The organism is Paenarthrobacter sp. NPDC090520, assembly GCF_044769205.1.
Taxonomy (GTDB): domain Bacteria; phylum Actinomycetota; class Actinomycetes; order Actinomycetales; family Micrococcaceae; genus Arthrobacter.
Genome location: NZ_JBIVXM010000016.1, coordinates 23,907 through 50,114, shown reverse-complemented (window position 1 = coordinate 50,114; position 26,208 = coordinate 23,907). Strand labels below are relative to the sequence as shown.

At 64.5% G+C, this 26,208-nt stretch carries 25 protein-coding genes; 12 read left to right on the top strand and 13 right to left on the bottom strand.

Annotated elements, in window-relative coordinates; genetic code table 11:
• Window positions 1-52: 52 nt before the first annotated feature.
• The 9 genes from ACIQTZ_RS17705 (at window position 53) to ACIQTZ_RS17665 (ending at window position 10,051) form a co-directional block, all read left to right on the top strand.
• On the top strand, window positions 53-544 hold the full coding sequence (locus ACIQTZ_RS17705) for a hypothetical protein (RefSeq protein ID WP_400334507.1): 492 nt from the start codon (window positions 53-55) through the stop codon (window positions 542-544).
• A 14-nt stretch (window positions 545-558) separates the two neighbouring features.
• Window positions 559-987 (top strand): peptide-methionine (R)-S-oxide reductase MsrB, encoded by a 429-nt coding sequence (gene msrB / locus ACIQTZ_RS17700; RefSeq protein ID WP_400334509.1) that lies wholly within the window; start codon window positions 559-561, stop codon window positions 985-987.
• A 185-nt stretch (window positions 988-1,172) separates the two neighbouring features.
• Window positions 1,173-2,540 carry a DUF6421 family protein gene (locus ACIQTZ_RS17695; RefSeq protein ID WP_402945895.1) on the top strand — a complete coding sequence of 456 codons (1,368 nt, stop codon included), beginning with the start codon at window positions 1,173-1,175 and terminating at the stop codon, window positions 2,538-2,540.
• Window positions 2,540-3,268: an SDR family NAD(P)-dependent oxidoreductase gene (locus ACIQTZ_RS17690; RefSeq protein ID WP_402982584.1), complete on the top strand. Its 729-nt coding sequence runs from the start codon at window positions 2,540-2,542 to the stop codon at window positions 3,266-3,268. Before ACIQTZ_RS17695 ends, ACIQTZ_RS17690 begins: the two co-directional genes overlap by 1 nt.
• Before the next feature lie 43 nt (window positions 3,269-3,311).
• Complete coding sequence (locus ACIQTZ_RS17685) at window positions 3,312-4,391, top strand: threonine aldolase family protein (protein ID WP_402982643.1); 1,080 nt, start codon at window positions 3,312-3,314, stop codon at window positions 4,389-4,391.
• 59 nt (window positions 4,392-4,450) lie between these two features.
• Window positions 4,451-5,110, top strand: coding sequence for a DUF3000 domain-containing protein (locus ACIQTZ_RS17680; RefSeq protein ID WP_400334517.1), 660 nt, complete (start codon window positions 4,451-4,453; stop codon window positions 5,108-5,110).
• A 59-nt stretch (window positions 5,111-5,169) separates the two neighbouring features.
• The gene (locus tag ACIQTZ_RS17675) at window positions 5,170-6,495 is read left to right on the top strand and encodes an HRDC domain-containing protein (protein ID WP_402982583.1); all 1,326 of its coding nucleotides are present in this window, start codon (window positions 5,170-5,172) and stop codon (window positions 6,493-6,495) included.
• Window positions 6,496-6,656: 161 nt separating this feature from the next.
• Window positions 6,657-7,910, top strand: a complete 1,254-nt coding sequence (locus tag ACIQTZ_RS17670; RefSeq protein WP_402982581.1) for a thiolase family protein — start codon at window positions 6,657-6,659, stop codon at window positions 7,908-7,910.
• The gene (locus ACIQTZ_RS17665) at window positions 7,907-10,051 is read left to right on the top strand and encodes a 3-hydroxyacyl-CoA dehydrogenase NAD-binding domain-containing protein (protein ID WP_402982579.1); all 2,145 of its coding nucleotides are present in this window, start codon (window positions 7,907-7,909) and stop codon (window positions 10,049-10,051) included. Before ACIQTZ_RS17670 ends, ACIQTZ_RS17665 begins: the two co-directional genes overlap by 4 nt.
• Window positions 10,052-10,199: 148 nt before the next feature.
• Here the strand turns inward: ACIQTZ_RS17665 and ACIQTZ_RS17660 are convergent, their stop codons facing one another.
• The 8 genes from ACIQTZ_RS17660 to ACIQTZ_RS17625 all read right to left on the bottom strand — a co-directional run bounded on the left by ACIQTZ_RS17660 (window position 10,200) and on the right by ACIQTZ_RS17625 (window position 21,130).
• Entirely contained in the window at window positions 10,200-11,177 is a 978-nt protein-coding gene (locus ACIQTZ_RS17660) for an aldo/keto reductase (RefSeq protein ID WP_402945882.1), read from the bottom strand.
• A 53-nt stretch (window positions 11,178-11,230) separates the two neighbouring features.
• Complete coding sequence (locus ACIQTZ_RS17655; RefSeq protein ID WP_402945880.1) at window positions 11,231-11,464, bottom strand: hypothetical protein; 234 nt, start codon at window positions 11,462-11,464, stop codon at window positions 11,231-11,233.
• A 44-nt stretch (window positions 11,465-11,508) separates the two neighbouring features.
• Complete coding sequence (locus ACIQTZ_RS17650) at window positions 11,509-12,069, bottom strand: hypothetical protein (protein ID WP_402982578.1); 561 nt, start codon at window positions 12,067-12,069, stop codon at window positions 11,509-11,511.
• The gene (locus ACIQTZ_RS17645) at window positions 12,066-12,635 is read right to left on the bottom strand and encodes a DUF402 domain-containing protein (RefSeq protein WP_402982576.1); all 570 of its coding nucleotides are present in this window, start codon (window positions 12,633-12,635) and stop codon (window positions 12,066-12,068) included. The genes ACIQTZ_RS17650 and ACIQTZ_RS17645 overlap by 4 nt, the downstream gene beginning before the upstream one ends.
• On the bottom strand, window positions 12,632-14,605 hold the full coding sequence (gene dxs / locus ACIQTZ_RS17640; RefSeq protein WP_402982574.1) for a 1-deoxy-D-xylulose-5-phosphate synthase: 1,974 nt from the start codon (window positions 14,603-14,605) through the stop codon (window positions 12,632-12,634). The genes ACIQTZ_RS17645 and dxs overlap by 4 nt, the downstream gene beginning before the upstream one ends.
• A 187-nt stretch (window positions 14,606-14,792) precedes the next feature.
• Window positions 14,793-17,600 (bottom strand): aconitate hydratase AcnA, encoded by a 2,808-nt coding sequence (gene acnA, locus ACIQTZ_RS17635; protein WP_402982573.1) that lies wholly within the window; start codon window positions 17,598-17,600, stop codon window positions 14,793-14,795.
• Window positions 17,601-17,789: 189 nt separating this feature from the next.
• Entirely contained in the window at window positions 17,790-19,157 is a 1,368-nt protein-coding gene (locus tag ACIQTZ_RS17630; protein WP_402982571.1) for a class I SAM-dependent RNA methyltransferase, read from the bottom strand.
• Complete coding sequence (locus ACIQTZ_RS17625; RefSeq protein ID WP_402982569.1) at window positions 19,154-21,130, bottom strand: APC family permease; 1,977 nt, start codon at window positions 21,128-21,130, stop codon at window positions 19,154-19,156. The genes ACIQTZ_RS17630 and ACIQTZ_RS17625 overlap by 4 nt, the downstream gene beginning before the upstream one ends.
• Before the next feature lie 113 nt (window positions 21,131-21,243).
• Between ACIQTZ_RS17625 and ACIQTZ_RS17620 the strand changes: the two genes are divergently transcribed.
• Together ACIQTZ_RS17620 and ACIQTZ_RS17615 are read left to right on the top strand one after the other, a co-directional pair.
• On the top strand, window positions 21,244-21,915 hold the full coding sequence (locus ACIQTZ_RS17620) for a potassium channel family protein (protein ID WP_400334539.1): 672 nt from the start codon (window positions 21,244-21,246) through the stop codon (window positions 21,913-21,915).
• Window positions 21,915-22,652 carry a potassium channel family protein gene (locus ACIQTZ_RS17615; protein WP_397322803.1) on the top strand — a complete coding sequence of 246 codons (738 nt, stop codon included), beginning with the start codon at window positions 21,915-21,917 and terminating at the stop codon, window positions 22,650-22,652. The genes ACIQTZ_RS17620 and ACIQTZ_RS17615 overlap by 1 nt, the downstream gene beginning before the upstream one ends.
• On the opposite strand, the gene ACIQTZ_RS17610 is transcribed toward ACIQTZ_RS17615, so the two are convergent.
• From ACIQTZ_RS17610 to dut, 4 genes are all read right to left on the bottom strand, one after another.
• Window positions 22,619-23,386: a DUF3159 domain-containing protein gene (locus tag ACIQTZ_RS17610; protein ID WP_402982568.1), complete on the bottom strand. Its 768-nt coding sequence runs from the start codon at window positions 23,384-23,386 to the stop codon at window positions 22,619-22,621. The two genes, ACIQTZ_RS17615 and ACIQTZ_RS17610, sit on opposite strands and share 34 nt — an antisense overlap.
• On the bottom strand, window positions 23,383-23,760 hold the full coding sequence (locus ACIQTZ_RS17605; protein ID WP_400334543.1) for a hypothetical protein: 378 nt from the start codon (window positions 23,758-23,760) through the stop codon (window positions 23,383-23,385). Before ACIQTZ_RS17605 ends, ACIQTZ_RS17610 begins: the two co-directional genes overlap by 4 nt.
• On the bottom strand, window positions 23,753-24,487 hold the full coding sequence (locus ACIQTZ_RS17600; RefSeq protein WP_400334544.1) for a DUF3710 domain-containing protein: 735 nt from the start codon (window positions 24,485-24,487) through the stop codon (window positions 23,753-23,755). The genes ACIQTZ_RS17605 and ACIQTZ_RS17600 overlap by 8 nt, the downstream gene beginning before the upstream one ends.
• 109 nt (window positions 24,488-24,596) lie before the next feature.
• Window positions 24,597-25,133, bottom strand: a complete 537-nt coding sequence (gene dut / locus ACIQTZ_RS17595; RefSeq protein WP_402982566.1) for a dUTP diphosphatase — start codon at window positions 25,131-25,133, stop codon at window positions 24,597-24,599.
• 54 nt (window positions 25,134-25,187) lie between these two features.
• On the opposite strand from dut, the gene ACIQTZ_RS17590 reads away from it, so the two are divergent.
• Window positions 25,188-25,688: a DUF3093 domain-containing protein gene (locus tag ACIQTZ_RS17590; RefSeq protein WP_400334547.1), complete on the top strand. Its 501-nt coding sequence runs from the start codon at window positions 25,188-25,190 to the stop codon at window positions 25,686-25,688.
• Here the strand turns inward: ACIQTZ_RS17590 and ACIQTZ_RS17585 are convergent.
• Window positions 25,685-25,984, bottom strand: a complete 300-nt coding sequence (locus ACIQTZ_RS17585; protein ID WP_397322811.1) for a DUF4193 domain-containing protein — start codon at window positions 25,982-25,984, stop codon at window positions 25,685-25,687. The two genes, ACIQTZ_RS17590 and ACIQTZ_RS17585, sit on opposite strands and share 4 nt — an antisense overlap.
• Window positions 25,985-26,208: the final 224 nt, after the last annotated feature.

Genomic DNA, 26,208 nt, shown 5'->3' with positions numbered 1-26,208 from the left:
ATTGCTGGTCAAAAGCCTGCGGTGTGGAGTTCGGCGGGTCTACGCTGTAGCCATGAGCGATCCCATCGTCATCCTGACAGAAGAGCCCCTGGGGCACGACGACCGTGCGAACATTGCCAAACTGCTCGACGACGGCGACGCGCCGATCGTCGTCCTGGTTCCGGCCAACACTGAGCGGCATCTCCTGGTGGACTTCCTGGAGAACCTTTCATTGCTTGATATCGCCAAGGCGTTCAAGGAACTTGGCGCGAAGTCGCCGGACCCGCAGGTTGAGCGGGCGGAGGCTTCGGAGGCGCTGGCAACGTCGTTGGCTGCCCTCGCCGGCTTGGGCAGCGGCGTCACCGGCGAGATCGTGGACGGCGGTGCCGTGGCCGGCCTGGTGTCCAAGGTAAGGTCCCTTGAGGCCGCCCAGGCGGTAGTGGTCACCCGTCCGCATGCCATTGCCGACACTTTCCATACGGACTGGGCCAACAAGGCCCAGGACCAGCTGGGACTCCCGGTGCTGCATCTGTATGCCGGTTCGGGATTTATCGGCGACTCGTGAGCGTTGCATAAGACATGACGTCATCTGAGAACACCAGCGCGCCCGTGGAGAAGTCCGATGCCCAGTGGCGCGAGGAACTGACCCCTGACGAGTACCGTGTGCTGCGGCAGGCCGGAACCGAGCGTCCCTACACGGGCGAGTACTGGGACACCCACACAAAGGGCGTCTACCAGTGCCGTGCCTGTGGCGCCCAACTGTTTACCAGCGGCGAGAAATTTGATTCCCACTGTGGCTGGCCCTCCTTCTGGGCGCCGCTGGCCGAGGGAACTGTCCGCTATTTGCACGACCGGACCCTTGGCATGGAACGCATCGAGGTGCGGTGCGCCAACTGCGATTCCCATCTTGGCCACGTCTTTGAGGGCGAAGGCTATGACACCCCCACCGACCAGCGGTTCTGCATCAATTCAATTTCGCTTCGCCTGGTGGAGACCGACGCCTCCTGATCGCTCCGGTGCGGGCTCCGGTCGGGAGCCCGCACCTTTCAGTGGCTTCCGCTGGAGCTTGAGGGTCCACCGTCTACGTTTTGCAACAGTATCTCTTATGCTCCACCCGATTTTGAATAAGCGATGCTTCTCCCGTTGCTACGCTCGCCTCAGAAGCATTACCTACTTCGAAAGGGCTGAGTTCCATGACAACCATCGCTACCTCCACCCTTCCGCTTGTCACTGCCGACAACGCGGACTGGAAAGCACTCAAGGCCGCTGCCACGGCCCTCCAGTCGTACCAGGAGCAGGACGGTTCCATCGCCGATCCCGCGGTCCACGCCGAAGCTGCTGCCCTCGTGGCCGCCCTCACCGAGGCAATCACCAATCTGGCACCCAGCTTCCCGCACGACGCCCTCTACCTGGAGCTCCTCGTTGCCGACTTCGCACGCTGGGCCAAGGACGGCTTCGGCGTTCCGGACTTCCTCGACTCGCTCCAGGCCTTCCAGCCGCAGCAGCAGCGCATCGACGGCCTGCAGCACCTGGTGGTGTTCCCCATGTACACCCAGAACGGCAGCACCAACCGTCTGGTGGAGGCCGTCCTGATCGAGGTCATCTGGCCGGAGTTCATTGGCGGCCTGGAAGCCGGCGAGTACTCCAACAAGCTCTTCGTACCGATCCGGTTCGTCGATTTCACCGCCGGTTACGACACCAACTCCGCCGTACTCTTCCCGGAAACGGTCGCAGTCCGGGAGACCCCGACGTTCACGTGGGGTGCCATTTTTGCCGACCGCGAAGCGGCCCGTTTCCGGCGCGTCCTGAAGGCAGCTGCCGCAACCACCTCCCTGGAACTGCCTGAGGACGCCGCCCAGCTCCTCGAAGACCAGGAGCTGACCCAGCGAACCTTTGTCATGTGGGACCTCATCCACGACCGCACCCACATGCGCGGCGACCTGCCGTTCGATCCGTTCATGATCAAGCAGCGGATGCCCTTCTTCCTCTACTCCCTCGAGGAACTCCGCTGCGACCTGACCGCCTTCCGCGAAGCGGTCCGGATCGAAAAGGACGAAGAGGCCGACGCGGACGCACGCAAGCACGCGAAGCTGGTCCAGTACGCAGTGATCTTTGACCGGATCTTCCGGTTCGCCATCACCGGCAACCGCGTCCGGAACTACGACGGCCTGGGCGGCCAGCTGCTGTTTGCGTGGATGCACCAGCACCGCGTGCTCCACTGGACCGACAGCAAACTCAGCATCGACTGGGAGGAAGCTGCCGCCGTCGTGGTTGAACTGGGTGCCCGCATCGAGGACCTGTACTGGCGCTCCATCGACCGGCCGAAGGCCGCACACTGGATTGCCGCCTACCAGCTCATCTCCGAGACCGTCACCCCGCACCCAGCCTCGGTATGGGCCAAGGGCCCCGACGCGCTCCCCCTCGCCGGACCGCCGCGGGCACTGACCGACCAGGTCCTCGACGACGAATTCCCGCTGTCCATGTTCTACGAGGCACTGGAGAAGAAGATGCGCCCCGTCATCGAGTCCACCACCGGCATCACAGGTGCGATGGCGGCCTGATGCCACCACTGACAGTCCTTGTGACCGGCGGTAGCAGCGCTTCGGGTGTAGCCACCGCGCGGGCGTTGGCGGCCGCCGGCCACAAGGTATTCACTGTCGGCTCAGACTCCGCCAGGATCGGCGCGGCCGCCCACGACGCCGGACACGGCGTAACGCCGCTGACATGCGACCTGGCGAGTTTGGCGGCCGTCCGCGAGCTTGACGCGACCCTTCGCGGACTGGGCGTGGAACGTGTGGATGGACTCATCCACCTGGTGGGAGGCTGGCGGAGCGCCACCGGCATCGAAGACCAGGGCGACGACGATTGGGCGGACCTGGAATCCAGCGCCATCACCACCGTGCGCAACGTCTCCCGCGTCTTCTACCGGCAGCTGGCATCCTCACCCACCGGGCGGTTTGCCATGGTGTCATCGACGACGGCGGCAGCTCCCACCGCGGCAACGGCAAGTTACGCCGCAGCCAAGGCAGCGGCCGAGGCGTGGACCCTGGCGGTTGCGGAAGGGTTCGCGCGGGACCAACAAGGCGACGGCACCGGCCCGGCGGAGCAACGGAGCGCAGCGGTGGTCTTCGTGGTGAAATCCCTCGTGGACGCCGGCATGCGGCGTGCCAATCCCGGCCGGGAGTTTCCCGGCTATACCGACGTCGAAGACCTGGCGACCGCCGCCGTCGGGCTCTTTGACCAGCCCGCCGACTCCCTGAACGGCCAACGGATCCTCCTGGCGAAATAGACTTGAAAGCGTGAATGAACAAGTGACGAGCACAACAGAAGCTATCCACTCCGCAGGCAGCACAACGGATAACGGCCGGCTGCACAACCCCGCGGTCCGCGGATTCGCATCGGACAACTACTCCGGCGTCCACCCCGAAATCCTCACGGCCTTGGCAGGAGCCAACGGCGGACACCAGGTTTCCTACGGCGAGGACGTTTACACTGCCCGCCTGCAGGAGGTCATGGAACAGCAGTTCGGTCCCGGCATTGAATGTTTCCCGGTCTTTAACGGCACGGGCGCCAACGTCCTGTCCCTGCAATCGCTCCTGCCCCGCTGGGGAGCCGTGGTGTGTGCGTCAACGGCGCACATCAACATGGACGAAAACGGTGCGCCCGAACGCATCGGCGGCATGAAGCTCCTCCATGTTCCTACCCCCGACGGCAAGCTCACCCCGGAGCTCATTGACCGCGAAGCTTGGGGCTGGGGTGACGAACACCGGGCACAGCCATTGGCCGTTTCCATCACGCAGACCACGGAACTGGGTACCTGCTACTCCCCGGAGGAAGTCCGCGCCATCGCCGACCATGCCCACGCCAAGGGCATGAAACTGCACATGGACGGCGCCCGGCTGGCGAATGCGGCGGCGCACCTGGGTGTCCCCCTGCGCGCGTTTACCCGCGATGCCGGTGTAGACATCCTGTCCTTCGGCGGGACCAAGAACGGCCTGCTGTTCGGCGAAGTGGTGGTTGCCTTGAACCCGGATGCTGCGCACGGCCTGAAGTACCTGCGCAAAATGAACATGCAACTGGCCTCGAAGATGCGCTTTATCTCCGCTCAGTTCATCGCCCTGCTGGAGGACGGACTCTGGCTGCGCTCCGCCGGCCACGCGAACGCCATGGCGTCGCGTTTGCGTACCGCCATCAACAGCATTGACGGCGTGGAGCCCACCCAGGAGACCCAGTCGAACGGCGTCTTTGCTGTCCTTCCGGAAGGCGTTGCGGACCGGCTCCGAACCTCGTTTGCCTTCTACGACTGGGACGCAGCCCGGCGCGAGGTGAGGTGGATGTGCTCTTTCGACACCACCGAAGATGACATCGACGCGTTCGTCTCTGCCATCAAACGGGAGCTGGCCGCCGGATAATGCCGTATTCCGGGGCGGCGAGCCTGCACAGGATCGCCGCCCCGGGCACATAATCTGCGATGGTGAACGCCCTCGCACAGGTTCCCGCGGATTTTCTCTTTGCCTTGGGAACGCTTCGAAAAGCACAGTGCCGCAGCGAATTGCGGCTGGACGAGATCCCCGCTCCCGCCCGGTTGGCGCCGTATGCCGTTGCCCTTGGCGCAGAGGTCTTCCGGCCCACCGCCGCCACGCGCCGCGTCCCCGTCCACGGACCAGCCGCCAAGGCCTTCGTCGACAACACCGGCGGGAGCCCGTCTGACGACGAAGACGACGAACTGGCTACCGGCCGCTTCATCCTGCTCCATGATCCGGACGGCTCTGCGGTCTGGGAAGGCGAGTTCCGGATCGTTACCTACATCCGCGCCCAGATGGATGCGGAAATGGGCAATGACGCGATGTTGGGCTCGGTCGCCTGGACCTGGCTGGTTGAAGCCCTTGAGAACCACGCCGCACCATACCGGGCGGCGGGCGGCACTGCCACCCGCATCCTGTCGGAAAGCTTCGGCACCCTGGCCGAACGCCCGGACACCATCGACATAGAACTCAGGGCGTCCTGGACGCCCGCAAACTCCAACGTCCAGGCTCACCTGGAAGCGTGGTCGGACATGGTTTGTACCTTCGCAGGCCTTCCCCCCTTGCCTCCCGGGGTGACCGGCCTGCCCAACAGGAGGCTCAATTGACCCCTGCCGCCACCCCTGTCCCGGCCGTCTCCGGCGGGTATCGGTAAGCTTAAGCAATCATGACCCCTGAAAACCTGGAAAAAACCACTGCCGGCGACCCGGTTGCTGATCCCACAACACACATCAAGGTTGAAGGCTTCGACGGCCACGTACCTGTTGTCATTGAGCTGGACACGCCTCGAGAGGGCGTGCCGTTGGTCATTGACACCCCGTCCGGCCTGGAGCGCTGCGCAGCTGCCATCGCGGCAGGGACCGGACCGGCCGGCGTCGATGCAGAACGGGCGTCCGGTTTCCGCTACGGCCAGCGCGCCTTCCTGGTGCAGATCCGCCGGGAAGGAGCCGGAACCTGGCTCATCGACCCCGAACCCTTCGACAACCTGGACATCGTCAACGACGCCCTCCGCGGTGTTGAGTGGATCCTCCACGCGGCCACACAGGACTTGCCGTGCCTGTCTGAACTGGGGATGTGGCCGGACAAGCTGTTCGATACCGAATTGGCCGCCCGTCTGGCGGGACTCCCCCGCGTAGGACTCGCCGCAGTCATCGAGCAATTGCTTGGCTTCGGCCTGGCCAAGGAACACTCTGCGGCAGACTGGTCCACCCGGCCCCTCCCTGAGCCGTGGCTGCGGTACGCGGCCCTCGACGTGGAAGTCCTCGCCGAACTCCGGGAGGAATTGATCGAACTCCTCGAAGCCGACGGTAAGCTCGACTTCGCCGAGCAGGAGTTCGCCGGAATCCTCGCCGCAGGCATCGCCCCGCCGCGGGTGGATCCCTGGCGCAAGACCTCAGGCCTCCACCAGATCCGCGACCGACGTCAACTGGCCGCGGTCAGGGAACTCTGGCTGGAAAGGGACCAATTGGCGCGCAAACGCGATGTTGCCCCCGGCCGCCTCATCCCCGATTCCGCATTGGTTGCCGCAGCCAAAGCCCTGCCCACCACGGTTCCCCAGTTGCTGGCCACCAAGGGCTTCCACGGCAGGTCCGCACAGCGCGAGGCCCCCAGATGGCTGCGCTGCATCAGTGCAGCACGCACCCTGACCGATTTGCCGCCCCTGCACCTGCCCACCAATGCTCCGCCACCCCCGCGTGTCTGGGTTGACCGGGATCCCGAAGCCGCAGCACGCCTGGCCACGGCCAGGCCAGCCCTGCAGGCAAAAGCGGACACGCTGAAGCTGCCCGTCGAGAACCTGCTCACCCCGGACTACCTCCGCCGCGTCATGTGGCGGCCGCCGTCGGATGCCTCACTCGAAACAGTGTCCACGGAATTGCGGACACTGGGTGCACGCGAGTGGCAGATCGCCCTGACCGCGCCCATCCTGGCCGAGGCCTGCCTCAACCCGCAGCCGCTTCCACCCAAGGAGCCAAAAACCAAGGACGCATCCTGACTCCATGCCAAAGGGAGGCCCGCTTCCGAACCCCGGTTCGGAAGCGGGCCTCCTGCGTTTTCCCAGCCTTGCATGCTAAGTTACTGATGAGTAACATAGCAGCAATGCCACCCGGTAACCGCCCCGCGGTCCCGGCACCATGTCTCGATGAGGAGTACCGCATGAGTCCCACCCGCACCGCTACACGGAACATCCGCGACGTCGTCTTCGTGGACGGCGTCCGCACGCCCTTCGGCAAGGCCGGAGAGAAGGGCATCTATGCCGGAACGCGCGCCGACGACCTCGTGGTGAAATGCATCCGGGAGTTGCTCCGCCGCAACCCCTCCCTCCCGGCCGGCCGTGTTGACGAGGTAGCCATCGCGGCTACTACCCAGACCGGAGACCAAGGCCTGACCATCGGCCGCACCGCCGCCCTCCTCGCGGGGCTTCCGCGAACGGTTCCGGGCTTCGCGATCGACCGCATGTGCGCGGGCGCCATGACCGCAGTCACGACGACGGCGAGCGGCATTGGTTTTGGCGCGTACGACGTCGTCATCGCCGGTGGCGTGGAGCACATGGGCAACCACCCCATGGGCGCCGGAGCCGATCCCAACCCCCGGTTCATGTCCGAACGGCTGGTGGATCCGGCAGCGCTCAACATGGGCAACACAGCTGAGAACCTGCACGACCGCTTTCCCGCGATCACCAAGGACCGGACGGATGCCTATGCGGCCGCCTCGCAGGCCAAGCTGGCCGCAGCCTACGGCAAGGAACAGATCCAGGGCGACCTGGTGCCCGTGGCCACCCTCAAGCCCGGCCAAGGCTGGTCCCTCCACACTGTGGACGAGCCACCGCGTCCAGGCACCACTGTTGAGGATCTGGCCGGGCTGCGGACACCGTTCCGTTCCCACGGCCGGGTCACCGCCGGCAACGCCGCCGGATTGAACGATGGCGCCACCGCCGCGCTGCTCGCCGCCTCCGACACTGCCGAAGAGCTCGGCCTGCCGGTCAAGATGCGGTTGGTCTCCTACGCATTCGCAGGGGTCGAGCCGGAAGTGATGGGCATCGGACCCGTTCCGGCCACCGAAAAGGCCCTCAAGAACGCCGGACTTGGCATCGACGACATCGGGCTGTTCGAAATCAACGAGGCCTTCGCCGTCCAGGTCCTGAGCTTCCTGGATCATTTCGGGATCGCGGACGACGATCCCCGCGTCAACCGCTATGGCGGGGCGATCGCCGTCGGGCATCCCCTGGCCTCCTCGGGAGTCCGCCTCATGAACCAGTTGGCACGCCAGTTCGAAGAAGATCCATCGGTGCGGTTCGGCATCACCACCATGTGCATCGGCCTCGGCATGGGAGCCACTGTCATTTGGGAGAATCCGCACCACGCCGACTACGGAACCAGCACGCACACCACAGAAGGAGCCGCCGCATGAGCGCCAACGACTTCCGGAAACTAGCCGCCCTGTTCCCGGACGAGGTAGTGACACACTCCTACGTGCAGGACATCGCTCTGCCCGGTGGTGCCGGAACCTTTGCCCTCGTCACCTTGGACAACGGGATGGACCACTCCAAGCCCACCACGCTGGGCCCCAACACCCTGGTGGAGCTCGGCAACGTCCTGGAGGCACTCCGGGAACGCGCCGGCCGCGGCGAGATCGTGGGCGTTGGCGTCACCGGCAAACCCTACTTCCTTGTGGCGGGCGCGGACCTCTCGGCAGTGAAGAACCTCAAGGAACAGGACCACGGCCTCTGGATGGCGCAACTGGGCCACGATGTCTATGCGACCCTGGCCAACCTCGGGGTGCCGAGCTTCGCGTTCATCAACGGCCTGGCCTTGGGCGGCGGTCTGGAAATCGCGCTGCAGTCGAACTACCGGACGGTGTCAACCGGAGCAGGCGCACTGGCCCTGCCCGAAGCTTTCCTCGGACTGGTTCCCGGCTGGGGTGGCGTCTACATCCTCCCCCGCCTGATCGGTCCGGAGAACGCCGTCAAGGTGATGATAGAAAACCCACTGAGCAACAACCGCACCTTGACCGGACCCCAGGCTTTCGAGCTGGGAATCGCCGATGCCATGTTCGAACCGGCCGATTTCCTGGAGCAGTCCCTCGCATGGGCTGCGAGCGTTATCACCGGCCACACCACACCCGTGCGGAAGAACGCCATCGACCCTTCCGAAGAAGCCGTGGCCGGCCGTTGGGCCTCCGCAGTGGAGGCAGGACGGGCGTTCGTGGAGTCCAAGACCTCCAACGCTTCCCCGGCACCGGCAAAGGTCCTGGACATCATGGAAGCCAACCGGACCATGAGCCAATCCGAATCGGCCGCCCTTGAGTGCGAAACGCTGGCGTACCTGATGCAGACGGATGAGTTCCGTTCCACCGTCTATGCCTTCCTTGACCTCGTCCAGAAGAGGTCAAAGCGCCCGGCAGGCGCTCCCGACCGGAAACTTGCCCGGCCCGTCACGAAGGTGGGCGTAGTGGGCGCCGGCCTCATGGCGAGCCAACTTGCCCTCCTCTTCGCCCGGCAACTCAAGGTGCCCGTGGTCATGACGGATATCGACCAGGCCCGCGTGGACAAAGGCGTGGCCTACGTGCACGCCGAAGTGGATAAACTGCTGGCCAAGAAGCGCATCAAGCCCGACGCCGCCAACCGCACCAAGGCGCTGGTCACCGGTTCGGTCTCGAAAGCAGCCTTCAGTGACGCCGACTTCGTGATCGAGGCCGTGTTCGAGGAACTGAACGTCAAGAAGCAGGTCTTCGCCGAAGTGGAAGCCATCGTTTCCCCCGAATGCATCCTGGCCACGAACACCTCTTCGTTGTCCGTCACCGCCATGGCGGAGGACCTTCAGCATCCGGAACGCCTTGTGGGATTCCATTTCTTCAACCCCGTGGCCGTCATGCCGCTCCTGGAAATCGTCAAAGCCCCCGCAACGGACGACGCCGTCCTGGCAACGGCCTTCGAGCTCGCCAAGGGCCTGAAGAAGACTGCGGTACTGGTAAAGGACGCGGCTGCCTTCGTGGTGAACCGTGTCCTCCTCCGCCTCATGGGCGAAGTCATCGCAGCCTTCGACGAAGGCACACCTGCCGATGTGGCAGACACCGCACTGCGCCCCATGGGCCTGCCCATGACACCGTTCACCCTGAGCGCCATGGTGGGCCTCCCCGTCGCCCAGCACGTCCAGGAATCGCTCCATGCAGCTTTCGGCGACCGGTTCCCCGTGTCCCAGAACCTGCAGAAGCTGATCGACAACGGGATCACCACGTTGTGGGTTCCGGACGCCGCCGGAACGCCCGCCATCCCCGCGGAGACCCTCGCCATCCTTTCCTTTGGAAGCACCCCGTCCACCGGCGCAGACGTCCTGCGCCGGACGCAGGATGCGCTGGCGGAAGAGATCGGGCTGATGCTCACCGAGGGTGTGGTTGCTGGACCGGAAGACATCGATCTTTGCATGATCATGGGCGCCGGCTGGCCGATGTTCCTGGGCGGGATCACGCCGTACCTGGACCGCGTGGGCGCCTCGGAAAGAGTGAACGGCAAGCGGTTCCTGGCCCCCGGGGTGGCCTCCGCGGCGGTCTAGTGGCGCGGCGGCGGCCTGGCGGCAGCGCAGGGTCCGCCACAGACGCCGGAAGGGCCGGGGAACGGATTTTCCGTTCCCCGGCCCTTCGCTGCCTACGAGGCGCTTCTGCATCGCTCCGCCGGGTGGCCGTCCACCACCTGACTGTCCGCTAAAACAAGGCCACCTTCGGAGACTTCGGGAAGATCCCATCCAGTTCTTCGCGTTCCTCCTGCGTGGGCACCCACCGCACGGCTTCGGCATTCTGGCGAATCTGCTCCGGCTTGGTGGCGCCTGCGATGACACTGGCCACGCCCGGCTGCGCGGCAAGCCAGGAGAAGGCAAGCTCCAGTTCGCTGAGGTCACGTTCCTTGGCAAACTGGCCGAAACGGCCCAACTGCTCCCAGTCGGCGTCGTTCACCAGGTTGGTCCGGGTGTGGCTCAACCGCGAACCTTCCGGTGCCTTGCCTGCCGAATACTTGCCCGTCAGCAGACCGTTGGCCAGGGGAAAGTAGGGCAGGACGCCCAAGGAGAACTCCACCGCCGCGGGCAGGACTTCCAGTTCGGCCCGGCGGTCCAGCAGGTTGTAGTGGTTTTGCGTGGAGATAAACCGTGCTCCGCCCAGCTCCCTTGCGACGTACTCGGCCTGTGCGATCTGCCATCCCGCGAAGTTGGAGTGGCCTATGTACCGGACCTTGCCGCTGCGCACCAGGTCGTCCAGCGCGGCCAGCGTCTCCTCGATGGGCGTGGCGGCATCCGGGGTGTGGAACTGGTAGAGATCGATCCAATCGGTGCCGAGGCGCCGGAGGGAAGCCTCCACGGCCTGGACGATGTACCGGCGGGACCCCCGGGCGCCGAAGTCGTTCCCGTTGGCACCGCGCATGTCCATGCCGAATTTGGTTCCGATCACCACGTCGTCCCGGCGGCCCTTCAGCGCCTTTCCGAGCATGGTTTCGCTCAGGCCCGCCTCCCGGCCGTAGACATCGGCGACGTCGAAGAAGGTCACGCCAGCGTCGATCGCGGCATGGACTACCCCGTCCGTGCCTTCCTGGGACTCCGTGGGAGTATTGGCCCGGCCCAGGTTGTTGCAGCCCAGCCCAACAGCTGAGACGGTCAGTCCTGAGTGGCCAAGGCGTCGGTATTCAGTCATGAAGCCAGCCTATAACGCACACCCCGGACACATAGTCACCCGAGGCAACAATGTCAGGTGCCAGGGGTGCCAGGCGTTCCGTAGCCGATCCCGGACTCCTCCATGGCATCCTCCAGTTGGGCAATGGCCACTGGTCCCATGCCATGCAGCTTCGAGGTCTCCAGCTCGCCGAACTCGGCCAACTGCTCCAGGGTTTCAATGCCTTGGTGGGCCAGCGCACGTCTGGCAGGAGCCGCCAGGCCCTTGGGAAGCGGTGTGTGTCCTGGCCAGTTGCTCTTGTGCGGCATGGGAGATCCCTCTTTGTACGGTTGCGGCCTGCGATGGCTGGTACTTAGAGCGTAAAGCCAGCGCCTTGCTTGGGCGAGTGCTTCACCTTGAATGCAGTGGGATCACCGTGCGGAGCCGCCGCGATGCTGAGCTTGGTGAAGTCCAGATCCTCGTTGCGGATGCAGACCTTGATGGCGTTGACCGCTTTGGTGACATCCGGGCACAGGCAGAAAACGTTCAGGCGGGAATTGCCGATGTCCGTGCGGTCAACAACCCCGAGACCCCGCCAGGCAAGCTCGCCCGTCAGCGCAGCCTTCACCTTGCGTTCCAGATACCTGTCCCGCTCGGTCCCGTCCTTGCTCTTCAACGCGAACTGCGCCACCACCCAGAACTGTTCGGCTTCGGGAATCACGGCGTAGCCGTCTTCCGCGCACTGGGCCGCGAACGCCGCCATGAGCCCTTCCGGGGACGTCTCGCCGTCGATCCCCGATTCTTCGGTGCGGCTCTGGTGGCCCACCACGCCGTAGTTGACCACGAAGTGCTGATCGTCCTCGTCGTACCAGGCCTCACGAAAATGCAGGACGGCGTCCTCGTCCCGCTTGTAGGTGCGGATGATGCCGCTCATGCCCGTCCTTTCCTGAACCACTCCGCGCTGGCGCTCTCCGGCGCCGAAACGTCGAAGGGGGCTTCCATCGTGCTTACTGCGGCCACAAGGGCCGCACATTCGTCCCGCATTACCGCCACTGTTTCAACGGGGTAGTCCATCCGTACCAAGTGGTCCTCGAACTCATCCTCGTCGTCAACGAAGACTCCGCGGGTAGCTGAGCGGATCACATCGAGATCCATGTCCACCATGTGAAATTCCGTGACGCCGGGCCGGATGGTTTTCCAGTGGTGGGCTGTAGCAAGATCCACATAGATCCTGAAGTCCCCCGGATAGGTGTCGTCGTAGAACGTTGCCACATACTCCCCTGCGCGGGGCACCAGCAGGACGGCATCGGATGCCGTGTAGGAGGCAGCCCCTGGCCGGGAACAGAACTCCCCTTGGCCCTGGAAGATCCACCAGCCGTGGATGTCCTCGCCAAGGTACCGGCCCGGCACTACCCAATGGGCCGTGCCGTCCCATTTTCGGTTGCGCGCCACCACGAGGTCGCCCGGCTGCAACGCACCCGGTTCGCGTCCGGCGGTCACAGCGTGGGCAGGCTTCCCGTGGTGGGGTGTTCCTGCCCCGGGAGGGGCCTGGCAAACGGAACCTTCGTCCCCAAAACCTGCGCAACGACGTCGTGGGCTATCTTTTGGGCCGTCAGCCCAACCCTCTCCAGCACCTGGCTGCGGGAGCCATGGACCAGGAATTCCACGGGCAGGCCTACCTCGTTGAGGGCCGTGTCCACGCCGGCAGCGCGCATTTCCTGCCGGATGCGGGAACCCACGCCGCCGGCACGGACACCGTCTTCGATGCAGATCACCAGGCGGTGGCGGGCAGCCAGGGCAATGATCGACTTCCGCACCGGGAGGACCCATCGCGGGTCGACCACAGTGGAACTGATGCCTTGAGCGCCCAAGCGGCCTGCCACATCCAGGGCGAGCTCGGACATGGCTCCGACGCTGACGATCAGGACGTCGTTTTCGGTTGAGCCCTCGGGCCGGCGGGCAAGGATGTCCACGCCGTCCTTCAAGCGTTCGATCGCTTCAATTTCCGTTCCGACGCTCCCCTTGGAGAAACGCACCACCGTGGGGGCATCGTTCACGGCAACGGCTTCCCGGAGTTCCTCGCGAAGGCGCGTGGCGTCGCGTGGCGCGGCAAGATGCAGGCCGGGAACAATCTGGACCATGGCCATGTCCCACATGCCATGGTGGCTGGGACCATCGGGGCCCGTCACGCCGGCCCGGTCAAGCACCACAGTGACGCCCGCCTTGTGGAGGGCCACGTCCATGAGCAATTGGTCGAAGGCGCGGTTGAGGAACGTAGCGTATACCGCCACTACCGGATGCAGCCCGCCGTAGGCCATCCCGGCCGCGGAGGTCAGTGCGTGCTGCTCGGCTATGCCGACATCGATCACGCGCTCCGGGTGCCGCTCGGCAAACTTGTGCAGGCCGACAGGAATGAGCATGGCGCCAGTGATACCGACGATGTCCTTCCGCTCATCGGCAATGTCGGCGATTTCCTCAGCGAAGACCGACGTCCACGAACGCGCACCCGGAGTCTCGGCCGGCTCGCCCGTTTCGGGATCGATGATGCCCACGGCGTGGAACTGGTCGGCCTCGTTGGCCAGGGCAGGAGCGTAGCCGTGGCCCTTCTCCGTCATGGCGTGGACGATCACCGGTCCCCCGTACGCCTTGGCCGTGCTCAGGGCATTCTCCAGGGCCTGCAGGTTGTGGCCGTCCACCGGCCCGATGTACTTCATGCCGAGGTCCTCAAACATGCCCTGGGGCGCCCACCAGTCCTTGACGCCCTTCTTCATGGCATGGAGGCTCTTGTAGGTGAACTGCCCCACCGGGCCGCCGTTCTGGAGCCGCTTCTTCCACCAGTCGAGCATGCGCTCATACGCCGGGGCCGTCCGCAGGGAATCGATGGTGGGCCGCAGGGACGCCAGGTAATCGGCCAGGCCGCCTACCGTCGGCGCGTAGGAACGGCCGTTGTCATTGACCACGATCACCACGCGGCGGCGCTTGTCCGCGGCAATGTTGTTGATGGCTTCCCAGGTCATGCCGCCGGTCAGGGCACCGTCGCCGACAACGGCGACGACGAAACGGTCACCTTCTCCAGTCAACTGGCGGGCACGCGAAATGCCGTCGGCCCAGGACAACGACGACGACGCGTGGGAGCTTTCCACAATGTCGTGTTCGGATTCCGCGCGGTCAGGGTAACCGGAGAGGCCGCCTTGCTGCCGGAGAGTACTGAAGTCCTGCCGTCCGGTCAGCAGTTTGTGGACATACGACTGGTGGCCGGTGTCGAAAACGATGCTGTCCCGCGGCGATTCGAAAATCCTGTGCACGGCCATGGTCAATTCCACAACGCCCAGGTTGGGCCCCAGATGTCCGCCGGTCGCGGCCACGTTGGTAATCAGGAAGTCCCTAATCTCTCCTGCCAGCTGGTCCAGCTCGGAACTGGACAATTCAGCCAGATCCTGTGGATCCTTGATGGTTTCCAAGAGTCCCAAGGGCCCTCCTTACGGTCAATGACGTGCTTGTTAACTTTAGCGCGTTGCCGGTGGCCCAGTGTTTAGTGCCAGGGCGCGCCTCCTGGCTTCCCTTTATCCCCGCTTTATCCCCGCAAACGCAGCGAGCCCCGGCTGGTCTGGTGACCAGCCGGGGCTGCCATGCGGAATCAGCTGTGCAGCCGGTTCCTTATGCCGAGATCTGGCGCAGGACGTACTGCAGGATGCCGCCGTTGCGGTAGTAATCCGCTTCACCCGGGGTATCGATGCGCAGGACAGCGTCGAAGGACTTGGTGGAACCGTCCTCTGCCGTTGCCGTCACCTTGAGCGTCTTGGGCGTGGTGCCGTTGTTCAGTTCGGTCACGCCTTCCACAGCGAACGTCTCCGTGCCGGTGAGGCCGAGGGTTGCTGCGGACTCGCCCGCCGGGAACTGCAGGGGAAGGACGCCCATGCCGATCAGGTTGGAGCGGTGGATGCGCTCGTAGCTCTCGGCGATGACGGCCTTGACACCCAGGAGGGCCGTGCCCTTGGCTGCCCAGTCACGGGAGGAGCCGGAACCGTACTCCTTGCCTGCCAGCACAACCAGCGGCGTTCCTGCAGCCTGGTAGTTCTGGGCGGCATCGTAGACGTAGGCCTGCGGGGCACCTTCCTGGCTGAAGTCGCGGGTGAAGCCACCTTCGACGCCGTCCAGGAGCTGGTTCTTGATGCGGATGTTGGCGAAGGTACCGCGGATCATGACCTCGTGGTTGCCACGGCGGGAACCGTAGGAGTTGAAGTCCTTGCGCTCAACACCGTTGGCCAGGAGGTACTGTCCGGCCGGGGTGTCCGACTTGAACGAGCCGGCCGGGGAGATGTGGTCCGTAGTGACGGAATCGCCAAGCTTCAGGAGCACGCGGGCACCCTGGATGTCCTGGACCGGATCCGGCTGCGCCTTCATGCCCTCGAAGTATGGGGGCTTACGCACGTAGGTGGAGTCCTCAGCCCAAGCGAAGGTGTCGCCCGCGGGGGTGTCGAGGGCCTTCCAGCGCTCGTCGCCCTCGAAGACGCCCTCGTAGCCCTTGGCGAACATGCCCTCGTCGATCGAGGAGTCGATGACTTCCTGCACCTCGGTGGGGTTCGGCCAGATGTCCTTCAGGAACACTTCGTTGCCGTCGGAATCGGTGCCCAGGGCATCGGCGTCGAAGTCGAAGTCCATGGAGCCTGCCAGGGCGTAAGCGATGACCAGCGGCGGGGAGGCCAGGTAGTTCATCTTGACGTCCGGGTTGATACGGCCTTCGAAGTTGCGGTTGCCGGAGAGGACTGCCGTCACGGAGAGGTCGTTCTTCTGGATGGCCTCGGAGATTTCGGGCTCCAGCGGGCCGGAGTTACCGATGCAGGTGGCGCAGCCGTAGCCGACGATGTAGAAGCCGAGCTTCTCCAGGTACGGGGTCAGTCCGGACTTCTCGTAGTAGTCGGTGACCACCTTGGAGCCGGGAGCAACGGAGGTCTTGACCCACGGCTTGGCGGTCAGGCCCTTGTTGACGGCGTTGCGGGCCAGGAGGGCCGCTGCCAGCATGACGGACGGGTTGGACGTGTTGGTGCAGGACGTGATCGACGCGATCGACACAGCACCGTGGTCCAGCTCGAATTCGCGGCCGTCAGCAGTGGTGACGTGCACCGGCGAGGACGGGCGGCCGTGCGCACCGTTAGCGGCGGATGCAACACGTGCCGTGTCCGTGGTGTGGGAATCGGCGTGCGTGAAGGACGGGGCGTCCGAGGCCGGGAAGGACTCATCCAGGGACTCATCCACGCTGCCGTCTTCGATGGCGACGTAGTTGTGGATGTCCTTGCGGAACTGCTCCTTGGCATCGCTGAGCTCGATGCGGTCCTGCGGACGCTTCGGGCCGGAGATGGACGGGACAACAGTGGAGAGGTCCAGCTCAAGGAACTCGGAGAAACGCAGTTCGCGGGAAGGGTCGTGCCAGAGGCCCTGTTCCTTGGTGTACGCCTCCACCAGGGCAACGTTCTCCTCGGAGCGGCCGGTCAGGCGCAGGTAATCGAGGGTGACGTCGTCAATCGGGAACATGGCAGCCGTGGAACCGAACTCCGGGCTCATGTTGCCGATGGTTGCGCGGTTCGCCAGCGGCACCGCGGCGACGCCTTCACCGTAGAACTCGACGAACTTGCCCACCACGCCGTGCTTGCGCAGCATTTCGGTGATGGTCAGGACGACGTCGGTAGCGGTGGCACCGGCCGGGATGCTGCCGTTGAGCTTGAAGCCAACAACGCGGGGAATCAGCATGGATACGGGCTGGCCGAGCATGGCTGCCTCGGCTTCGATGCCGCCAACGCCCCAACCAAGGATGCCAAGGCCGTTGACCATGGTGGTGTGCGAGTCGGTACCCACACAGGTGTCCGGGTAGGCACGGACGACGCCGTCCACTTCGCGGGTCATGACGGTGCGTGCCAGGTATTCGATGTTGACCTGGTGGACGATTCCGGTTCCCGGAGGAACAACCTTGAAATCGTCGAAGGCGGTCTGTCCCCAGCGCAGGAACTGGTAACGCTCGCCATTGCGCTGGTACTCGATCTCCATGTTGCGCTCCAGCGCGCCGGCGTTGCCGAAGGCGTCGATCTGGACGGAGTGGTCGATGACCATTTCTGCAGGTGCCAGCGGGTTGACGCGCTTGGGGTCCCCGCCGAGTTCCTTGACTGCTTCGCGCATGGTGGCGAGGTCAACCACGCAGGGAACACCGGTGAAGTCCTGCATGATGACTCGGGCCGGGGTGAACTGGATTTCGGTATCGGGTTCCGCATTGGGGTCCCAACCGGCCAGGGCGCGGACGTGGTCAGCCGTAATATTGGCGCCATCCTCAGTCCGCAGGAGGTTTTCAAGCAATACCTTGAGGCTGAACGGAAGGCTGTCTGCGCCCTCTACGGAGTTCAACCGGAAAATTTCATAATCGGTGCCGGCTACATTCAGTACGCCTTTGGAACCGAAGCTGTCCACAGTGCTCATGGCAGGACTCCTCTCGCAACAGGTTTTATCTTTGTCGCGTGGTTGGCCGCTAGCCAGTTAGGCGCACCTTACTTAGCCCGGCGGCACTTTCTCTTGGTCACCCCGGTCCGGAGGCGCAGTGCGGCAGTGGACCGGGGCTACTACGCCCATCGTAGTGGCATGCATCCCGTTTGCCGCACTGTTCCCTGCCTAGCTGGCCGGAACCAGGAGCCCCACCGTCTCAAGGTGGTGCGTGTGCGGGTAGAGGTCGAAGGCCCGCAGGCTTTCCAACCGCCAGCCCCCCTGGTGGAAGTAACCCAAATCACGGGCGAACGATGCCGGATCGCATGACACATAAGCGATCGCGCGGGGTCCGGTTTCCATCAACTGCCGCACAACGGCCTTGCCGGCACCGGCCCTCGGCGGATCGAGCACCAGCGAATCGAAGCTCCTGGCCCTCTGGTGGAGAACGCGCTCAACCCTGCCCTGGACAATCTCCACCTGCGGTTCGCCGTGCAGGTTCTTGCGGGCATCGCGGCTGGTCCCCGGGGCGCCTTCCACCGAAAGAACGGATCCGGTCACGCCGACGGCGTCCGCCAGTGGTGCCGTAAAGAGGCCTGCCCCGGCATACAGGTCCGCCACCGAGGCACCCGGCTGCAGGTACCCGCCACCGCTGAGGTAGCCGGTTACTGCGTTCACCAGGGTTTCCGGAGCATCTTTGTGGATCTGCCAGAAACCCTCCCCCGTCACACGGTATTCGTGCCCCGCTGCCGACTCCTGCACCCAGGTGCGTCCGCGAAGTTGCAACACATGGCCCTTGGTGGTGTCGAAGCTCGCCACGGAAATGTCCTGCGGCAGCCGCGTCAGGATGCCATGCAGGCGCTTGGGGCTGGTTCCTTCCTCCGGAGCAAGCAGGACCAGGGGCCGGGAGCCGTTTGCCGGAACAGCGACTTCCACCCGGGCGATTCCCGTCAGGTCCAGGTCCCACAGCCGGAGGTCATTGATTCCAGGATGGGCCAACGGCATTTCGTGGACCGGGATTACGGCGTCGGAGCGGTGGGCATGCATGCCCAGGCGGCCCTTGGCCGTGACGGCGAAACTGGCGCGCGTACGCCAGCCGAGTCCGGCGTCGTCCGCATCTCCAACCGGTTCCACCTCGGTGGCGAGGTCGAGGCCGGCAAGCCGCTTGAGTTGCTCCGCCAACACTTCGGCCTTCAGCGATCGTTGCCGACCGAGGGAGACGTGGCCGAGTTCGGCGCCGCCCACGGGCGGGCCGCCACGGCGCCAGGATCCTGGCGAGTCGGCTGGCTTCCAGAAGTGCTGCACCCGGTCAGGGGAAGCTTCCAGGACGTCGACGACGTCGGCCCGCCAGAAACGCGACGAGTCGCCGGAGTCGGTGAGCCGGATCCGCACTTTCTCGCCGGGAATGCCGTGGCGGACGAAAATAACCCGTCCCTCGTGGCGGGCGACGAAGTGGCCGCCGTGGGCGATCGGACCAACGTCCACCACCAGCTCAGTGCCGGGCCCCTCGTGCTTGCCCGTGGCTGCGGAGTGGGGGGAAACGCTGTTGGAACTCATTGGGTATCCTGCAATGCCTTTGCTTCTTCGGAGGACTTCAGCTGCCACGGAACGCTGGCGACCATGACGCCGGGTTCGAAGTGGAGCCGCGTCTTGATTCTGAGTGCGGTTTGGTTGTGGACCAGTTGTTCCCACCATTTGCCCACGACATATTCGGGGATATAAACAACGATCAGGTCGCGGGGCGAGTCGCGCCGCATGTTCTTGACGTACTCCATGATGGGCGTGACCGTCTCACGGTAGGGACTGGCCAGAACAGTCAAGGGTACGGGAATTTCCAGCTTCTCCCAGTCACGGACGGTGTGTTCGGTCTCTTCTGCGTTGATGTCCACCGTGATGGCGTCCAGGCGGGACGGCCTGGACGCACGGGCGTAAGCCAGTGCCCGGAGGACAGGCTTGCGCACATGGGAGACCAGGAGCACAGCGTGGACGCGCGTGGGCAGGGCCCGCGGCGAGGAGTCCTCGTCCACGGCCAGTTCCTTGGCCACATTGTCGTAGTGGGCCCGGATGCTCCACATGATGAGGAACAACACGAACATGGCCAGCAGGGCGATCCAGGCGCCCTGCTCGAACTTGGTGATCAGGACGATCACCAGCACCAGCGCGGTCATGCCGAAGCCCACCATGTTGATGGTGCGGGACTTGATGATCCTGCGGCGGATGGCCTTGTCCCGGGCCAGCTTGAGTTCGCGGCCCCAGTGCCGGACCATGCCAAGCTGGCTGGCGGTGAAGGAAATGAAGACACCCACGATGTACAGCTGGATCAGCTTGGTGACGTCGGCGTTGAAGGACAGGATGAGCACCAACGCGCCTGCGGCGAGGGCCAGGACACCGTTGCTGTAAGCCAACCTGTCGCCACGGGTCCTCAACTGGCGAGGGAGGTAGCCGTCCTGGGCCAGGATGGAGCCCAGCACCGGAAAGCCGTTGAATGCCGTGTTGGAAGCGAACACCAGGATGATGCCCGTTGCCGCCACCACGACGTAGAACGGAATCGAGCCCGCACCAAAGATGGTGTCGGCGATCTGGCTGATGGCAGGGTTCTGGATGTACCCTTCCGGCAGCGGCTTGCCGTCCACCAGGAACTCGGTGGCCGGGTCCAGGACGATGTGGACCTTCGTGGCGTTGGCCAGGTACAGGATGCCGGCAAGCATGGCCGCTGCAATCGCGCCGAGGAGCAGCAAAGTGGTGGCGGCGTTCTTGCTCTTGGGCTTCTGGAAGTTCGGGACACCGTTGCTGATGGCCTCGACGCCGGTCAGCGCCGCGGCGCCGGATGAGAATGCCCGGAGCAGGAGGAAGGCGCCGGCCAGGCCTACGAGGCCTTGGTCGAAACCGGCTTCCGGAACGATCGTGAAGTTGGCTGACGGAGCTTCGCCGAGTTGGCCGGTGAGGGCCTGGAAGATGCCCACCACGGTCATGCCCAGGATGGAGGCCATGAAGATGTACGTCGGAACAGCAAACACCGTTCCCGCTTCCTTGATGCCGCGGAGGTTGACCAGGGCCAGGATCACCACGCCAATTGTGGCGATGAGGGCCTGTTCGCCGTGCAGTGCAGGAATGGCCGTGGTGAGGTAGGCGGCCGCCGAGGACATGGACACGGCCACGGTCAGGACGTAGTCCACCAGGAGGGCCGACGCCACGGTCAGGCCGGCGTATTTTCCGAGGTTCACGTTGGCGATCTCATAGTCGCCGCCACCGGAGGGATAGGCGTGCACGTTCTGCCGGTAGGAGGCCACCACTGTGAGCAAGACCACCATGACGGCCAAGCCAACCAACGGGGAGAATGCCACGGCGCTGACGCCTGCCAACGCCAGTGTCAGGAGGATTTCGTCGGGTGCGTAGGCCACGGACGACAGGGCATCCGAAGCGAAGATCGGCAAGGCGATGCGTTTAGGCAACAGGGTGTGGGACAAGCGGTCGTTCCGGAAGGGTCGGCCCACCAACACCCGCTTCACCGCATTCAGTATTGTCAGCACTCCGCAAAGCTACTCTGAATCCCCCGCGATGTCATGACGGCGGTCGCCTGCTTACGCCCGTCGCACCGGTAAAGTCATACGCAGCGGCACGGACAAGGACAAAAGGAGACACGGTGGCTCACTTCGTGATCATGGGTTGTGGCCGCGTTGGCGCAACCCTGGCACACACTTTGGAGGATTCAGGGCATTCCGTAGCCATCATCGACCAGGATGAGCGCGCGTTCCGCCGGCTGCGCAACACCTTTACGGGACGCAAGGTAACTGGCGTCGGCTTCGACCGGGACACCCTGAAGCAGGCGGGCGTCGAAGAGGCCTACGCCTTCGCCGCAGTCTCCAGCGGCGACAATTCGAATATCCTGGCCACGCGCGTAGCCCGGGAAACCTTCCACGTGGCCCACGTCGTGGCGCGTATCTACGACCCCGGCCGGGCCGAAATCTACCAACGTCTCGGCATCCCCACCGTTGCCGCCGTGCGTTGGAGCGCGGACCAGGTGTTGCGGCGCATCCTTCCGGAACAGCACCTCTCAGGCGATTACCGCGAGCCGTCGGGCCGGCTGGTGCTGGCCGAAGTGGACCTTCACGAGGGGTGGATCGGCCACAGCCTGGACTCCATCGAGGCCGCGGCCGGCATCCGCATTGCGTTCCTCACCCGCTTCGGCGAAGGCCTGCTGCCCCAGGCCGGTACGGCCTACCAGGAAGGCGATACCGTGCACGCCATGCTAAGCCTGGACCGGTCCTCGGATATCAGCCGGATCCTCGCCAAAGCCCCCGCCAAGGAGAATTAGTGAAAGTCGTCATCGTTGGAGCAGGCAGCGTCGGCTCGTCGATCGCCCGTGAACTGCTGGCCCACAACCACCAGATCCTCCTCATCGACCTCAAACCGGAAGTCATCGGGCGCAGCGGGCTGCGCGGTGCACGCTGGTTGGTGGGCGATGCCTGCGAACTGAGCACGCTGCAGGACGCCAAGCTGGAGGACGCCGACGTCGTGGTTTCAGCCACGGGAGACGACAAGGTCAACCTGGTGGTCTCGCTCCTGGCCAAGACCGAGTTCGGCGTGGGCCGAACGGTTGGCCGGGTCAACAACCCCAAGAACGACTGGATGTTCAACGACTCCTGGGGCGTCGACGTCGCGGTCAACACGCCCCAGCTCATGACCGCCCTGGTGGAGGAGGCGGTGGAAATCGGTGACATCGTCCGCTTGCTGACCTTGCAAACCGGTGTGGCGTCCATCGTCGAGTTCACCGTTCCCCATGACTCGCACGTCATCGGGAGCACAGTGGGTGACATCGAATGGCCCGAGGATTCAACGCTTGTGGCCATCCTGCGCGACCAAGCACCCATTACGCCCAGCAGGGATGATGTCCTGGACGGTGGCGACGAGTTGTTCTTCGTCACCACCATCGCCGCGGAGGACGGCCTCCGGGCGCTCCTGTCTCCGGACTCAATGGCCGGGCAGGGACCACGCGACGGGTCGGCGGAAGTTTCGGATCAGTCCGCGGACGACGACGGCTTCGACGGCTGAGGCGCGGGCTTGGTCACAAGCCAAGCCACCCACAGCCCCAGGATGTACAACGGCGCTCCCATGATGAGGCGGGTAGTAGCGAGGGCCGTCAGTCCCGCCTCACCCATGAAGTACAGCGGAACCTGGACAACCAACCGCAAAGCCAGCACGGCCACCACAATCCAGGTGCCCAGGCGGTAGGCCCGCAGCCGCTCGGGGTCCTTGCGCCAGTCCAGACCCTCGTTGCGCACAAAGCCGAACAGGAGTCCGGCGATGGGCCACTTCAGGACAATCGAAAGCACCATGCCTGCGATGTAGGCGATGTTCGTGAAGAAGCCCAGGACATAGAAATCTTCAGCCTTGCCCGTGGTGTTGGCGAGCCAGGCGGAAATTCCGACGCCGACCACTCCGGCCAGTGCTTGGGTCAACGGCCGCTTCTGGATCAGCCTGGCCACCGTAAAAACGGCGGCAACCGCCAAGGCGGCAACCAGGGAGGCTGTCAGGTCCCGCGTAATGGTGAAAGCCACCAGGAACACCAGGCCAGGAAGGATGCTCTCCGCGATGCCCTGCACACCCCCGGCTGATTTGAGCAGGTCCACGTGTCCGGAGCTGTTACGGTGCAGTCCTGCTTTCTCCGCATAACCCGCGGCAAGGCCGGCCATCGTCTGCGCTTCCGGCGACGGTGGCTGCGCGGGATCGGCGGCAGGGTTTGCCCCGGCAGGGTCCTTGGGGTCCGGTCCATTGGCGGAGGTCATCGGTGCTCCTGACGGGAAAGTATTTCGTAGCGTGGATTGAACATGGCCGGCAAGCCGTCGACTTCGGTTACCATGCCGTTCAGCCGCAACTGGACGCCGGCCTCGATGCCGGGAACCCGGTTCCTGCCGAGCCAGATGACCCGAAGCCGCTCATAGGGCTTCCTGGCGCTCCCACTGAGCGTGGACAGCGAGCTGTGTTCCAAGGCGTCAACCACGATTGCCGAAAAGAACGGCTGTTCGCTGGGCGGCTGATGGGTTACCGATTCGATAAAGCCTGTGCACACGGCCCGGCCACGGACGGGGAGGTCCCTGACGCCCGGCGGGGTGCCCTGCCGTTGGGTGCCCTGAACGGGCTGTCCTGCGGTTTCAGCCAATCTGGGTGATCTCCGGACCCCGCTCCGGCCGTTGCACGGAGGGTTCGTCGTGCGGGGCGGCCGGCTGTCCCGAAGCAGTGGCGTCCTTCGGCAGCCGCAGCTGCAGGAGTTCGCGCGGAGGCATGGGGTTGTCCCCGCGAACCACCACAACCTGGCGGAACAATTCTTCCAGCCCGGCCGCGGCCTCCTTCTCCAGCGCGGCGGCGCCGCCAAGGACACCGCGAAGGAACCAGCGCGGACCGTCCACGCCCATGAAACGGGCCGCCCGGAAGCCCCGGCTGCCATCGGCAGCTTCGGCCGGAAGCTTGGCGACAAGCTCGGTGCCGAACGTACCGGAGACTTCCTCTGTCTCGCCGCCTTGGCTGGCCACGGATTGGCTGATCTGCTCGCGGATCTCCTCCCACAGACCTTCCGAACGGGGAGCCGCAAAGGCCTGCAACTGAAGGCTGGAGCCTGCCAGGTCCATGGTCACGGCCACCACGCGCTGGGTGGCTTCCTCGACTTCGAGCCGGAGCTGCAGACCTTCGGCAGGGGCGATCAGCAAGGCTCCGAGATCGACGTAACCGTCCCGGTCCTCGATCTCGTCGCTGTCCCAGGGACCCTTGGACAGCCGAAGGTCGCCCTTGGCGGGCTCGGCGCCTGCCTGCCCCGGGGCTGCGTTCTCCTCGTCGATGACAGCCGCTTCCGGCCGCTCAGTCTTGGACTTCTTGCCGCGCCCAAAAACCATTGGGTTTTCTCCTTAGTAGTGGTCTATCCCCAAGTAAACCGCACCCATGCCGAAGTACGGCAATGCGGCGGGCAACAGCCTGCGCACCTGCCTGGTTGGGTGTGGATGGTCAGGCCACCGGGGCGTTGAAGCCTCCGGTGGAACCGAAGCCGCCGGTCCCGCGGACAGAATCGGAAAGCTCGTCAACGGCGACGAAGCGGGCATATTCCACGCGCTGGATCACCATTTGGGCAATCCTATCCCCGCGCTTGAGCTCAATTGCCTGGCTCTGGTCGGTGTTGAGCAAAGTGACGGCGATTTCGCCCCGGTACCCGGCGTCGACCGTTCCCGGAGCATTCACCACCGTCAGTCCGTGCTTGGTTGCCAGGCCGGAACGGGGGTGGATCAGCGCAACAAAGCCGTTGGGGAGGGCGATCGAGACACCGGTGGGAACAAGTTTCCGCTCCCCCGGAGCCAGGAACACGTCTACGCGGGCCCGCAAGTCAGCACCCGCATCACCCGGGTGGGCATATGAGGGCGCTTCCAAGCCCGCGTCGAGCATTTTCAGCTGTACCTCGAGGGTTGGCGCGCCGTAGGAGGCGGTGTCACCGCTTTCGGCTTCCGGGGAAAGGGAGTCATTACTGAATACTGCGGTCTCGTTGCTCACAGTGGTCCATTCTACGTGGAGCGACCTCCCCTCGACGGCGGATAAGCTGGACCCATGCCTACGCCTGACCAGTCCGCCCCTTTGCCTGCCCGGAACTCCTCCACCCCAGGAGAGGTCCTGTTCAAGGAAAAGCTGTGGCCCACCATCTGGATCTGGATTGTGGTGGTTGGCCTCTCAAGCGCAGGAATCCTGATGTTCGCTCCCATCAGCCCTGCTGCAGGCGTCATCGCCGCACTGGTGCTCCTGGCGATCATGACCACGTTGCTGGTGCTCTCCACCCCCACGATTTCCGTCACCAAGGACACCCTTCGGGTGGGCCGGGCCAGCATTGACCGGAAGTTCGTCGGATCCGTTGAGGCGTTTACCAAGGCCGAAGCAACCGCGGAACGCGGTCCGCGCCTCAATGGCCTGGCCTACATGTGCTTCCGGGGCTGGATCGATCCCGTGGTCAAGATCGAAATCACCGATCCTGCCGACCGCACGCCTTACTGGATTGCTTCGTCCCGCAGGCCACAGGAACTGGTTGCCGCACTGGACCGGCAGCAGGTTTCCTAGCTTTCGCACTCCGTGCAGTACAGGTGGCCGTTCCGCTCCGCAGCGATCTGCGAACGGTGCTTCACCAGGAAGCAGTTGAAGCAGGTGAACTCGTCGGCTTGGGCCGGCATGACCTGGATGAGCAGCTCTTCGCCTGAAAGATCGGCTCCCGGCAGTTCGAAGCCGTCGGCCAGTTCCGTTTCATCCACGTCCACAGCCGAGGATTGCTTTCCCGACTGGCGCGTCTTGAGTTCCTCGATGGAGTCCTCGCTGACGTCTTCCTCGGTCTTCCGAGGGGCATCGTAGTCCGTGGCCATGGTCTTTCTTATCCTCGATGCTTGATGCGGTTGGGATCCCGCGGTGGGTTTCGCGGCCCGCAGCGGTTGTAGGGATGTAACGTCGGACTCCCCGGATTTGTGCCCGGTATCGGCCAGATTTTCCTCCCCTGACCCACGATTGTCCATAGCTCCGCCAGCGGCCCCTCCCACGAACTGAGAAGGCTGTTTTCGCCGGAATATCACGGCACGCCCTTTCTCCTAGT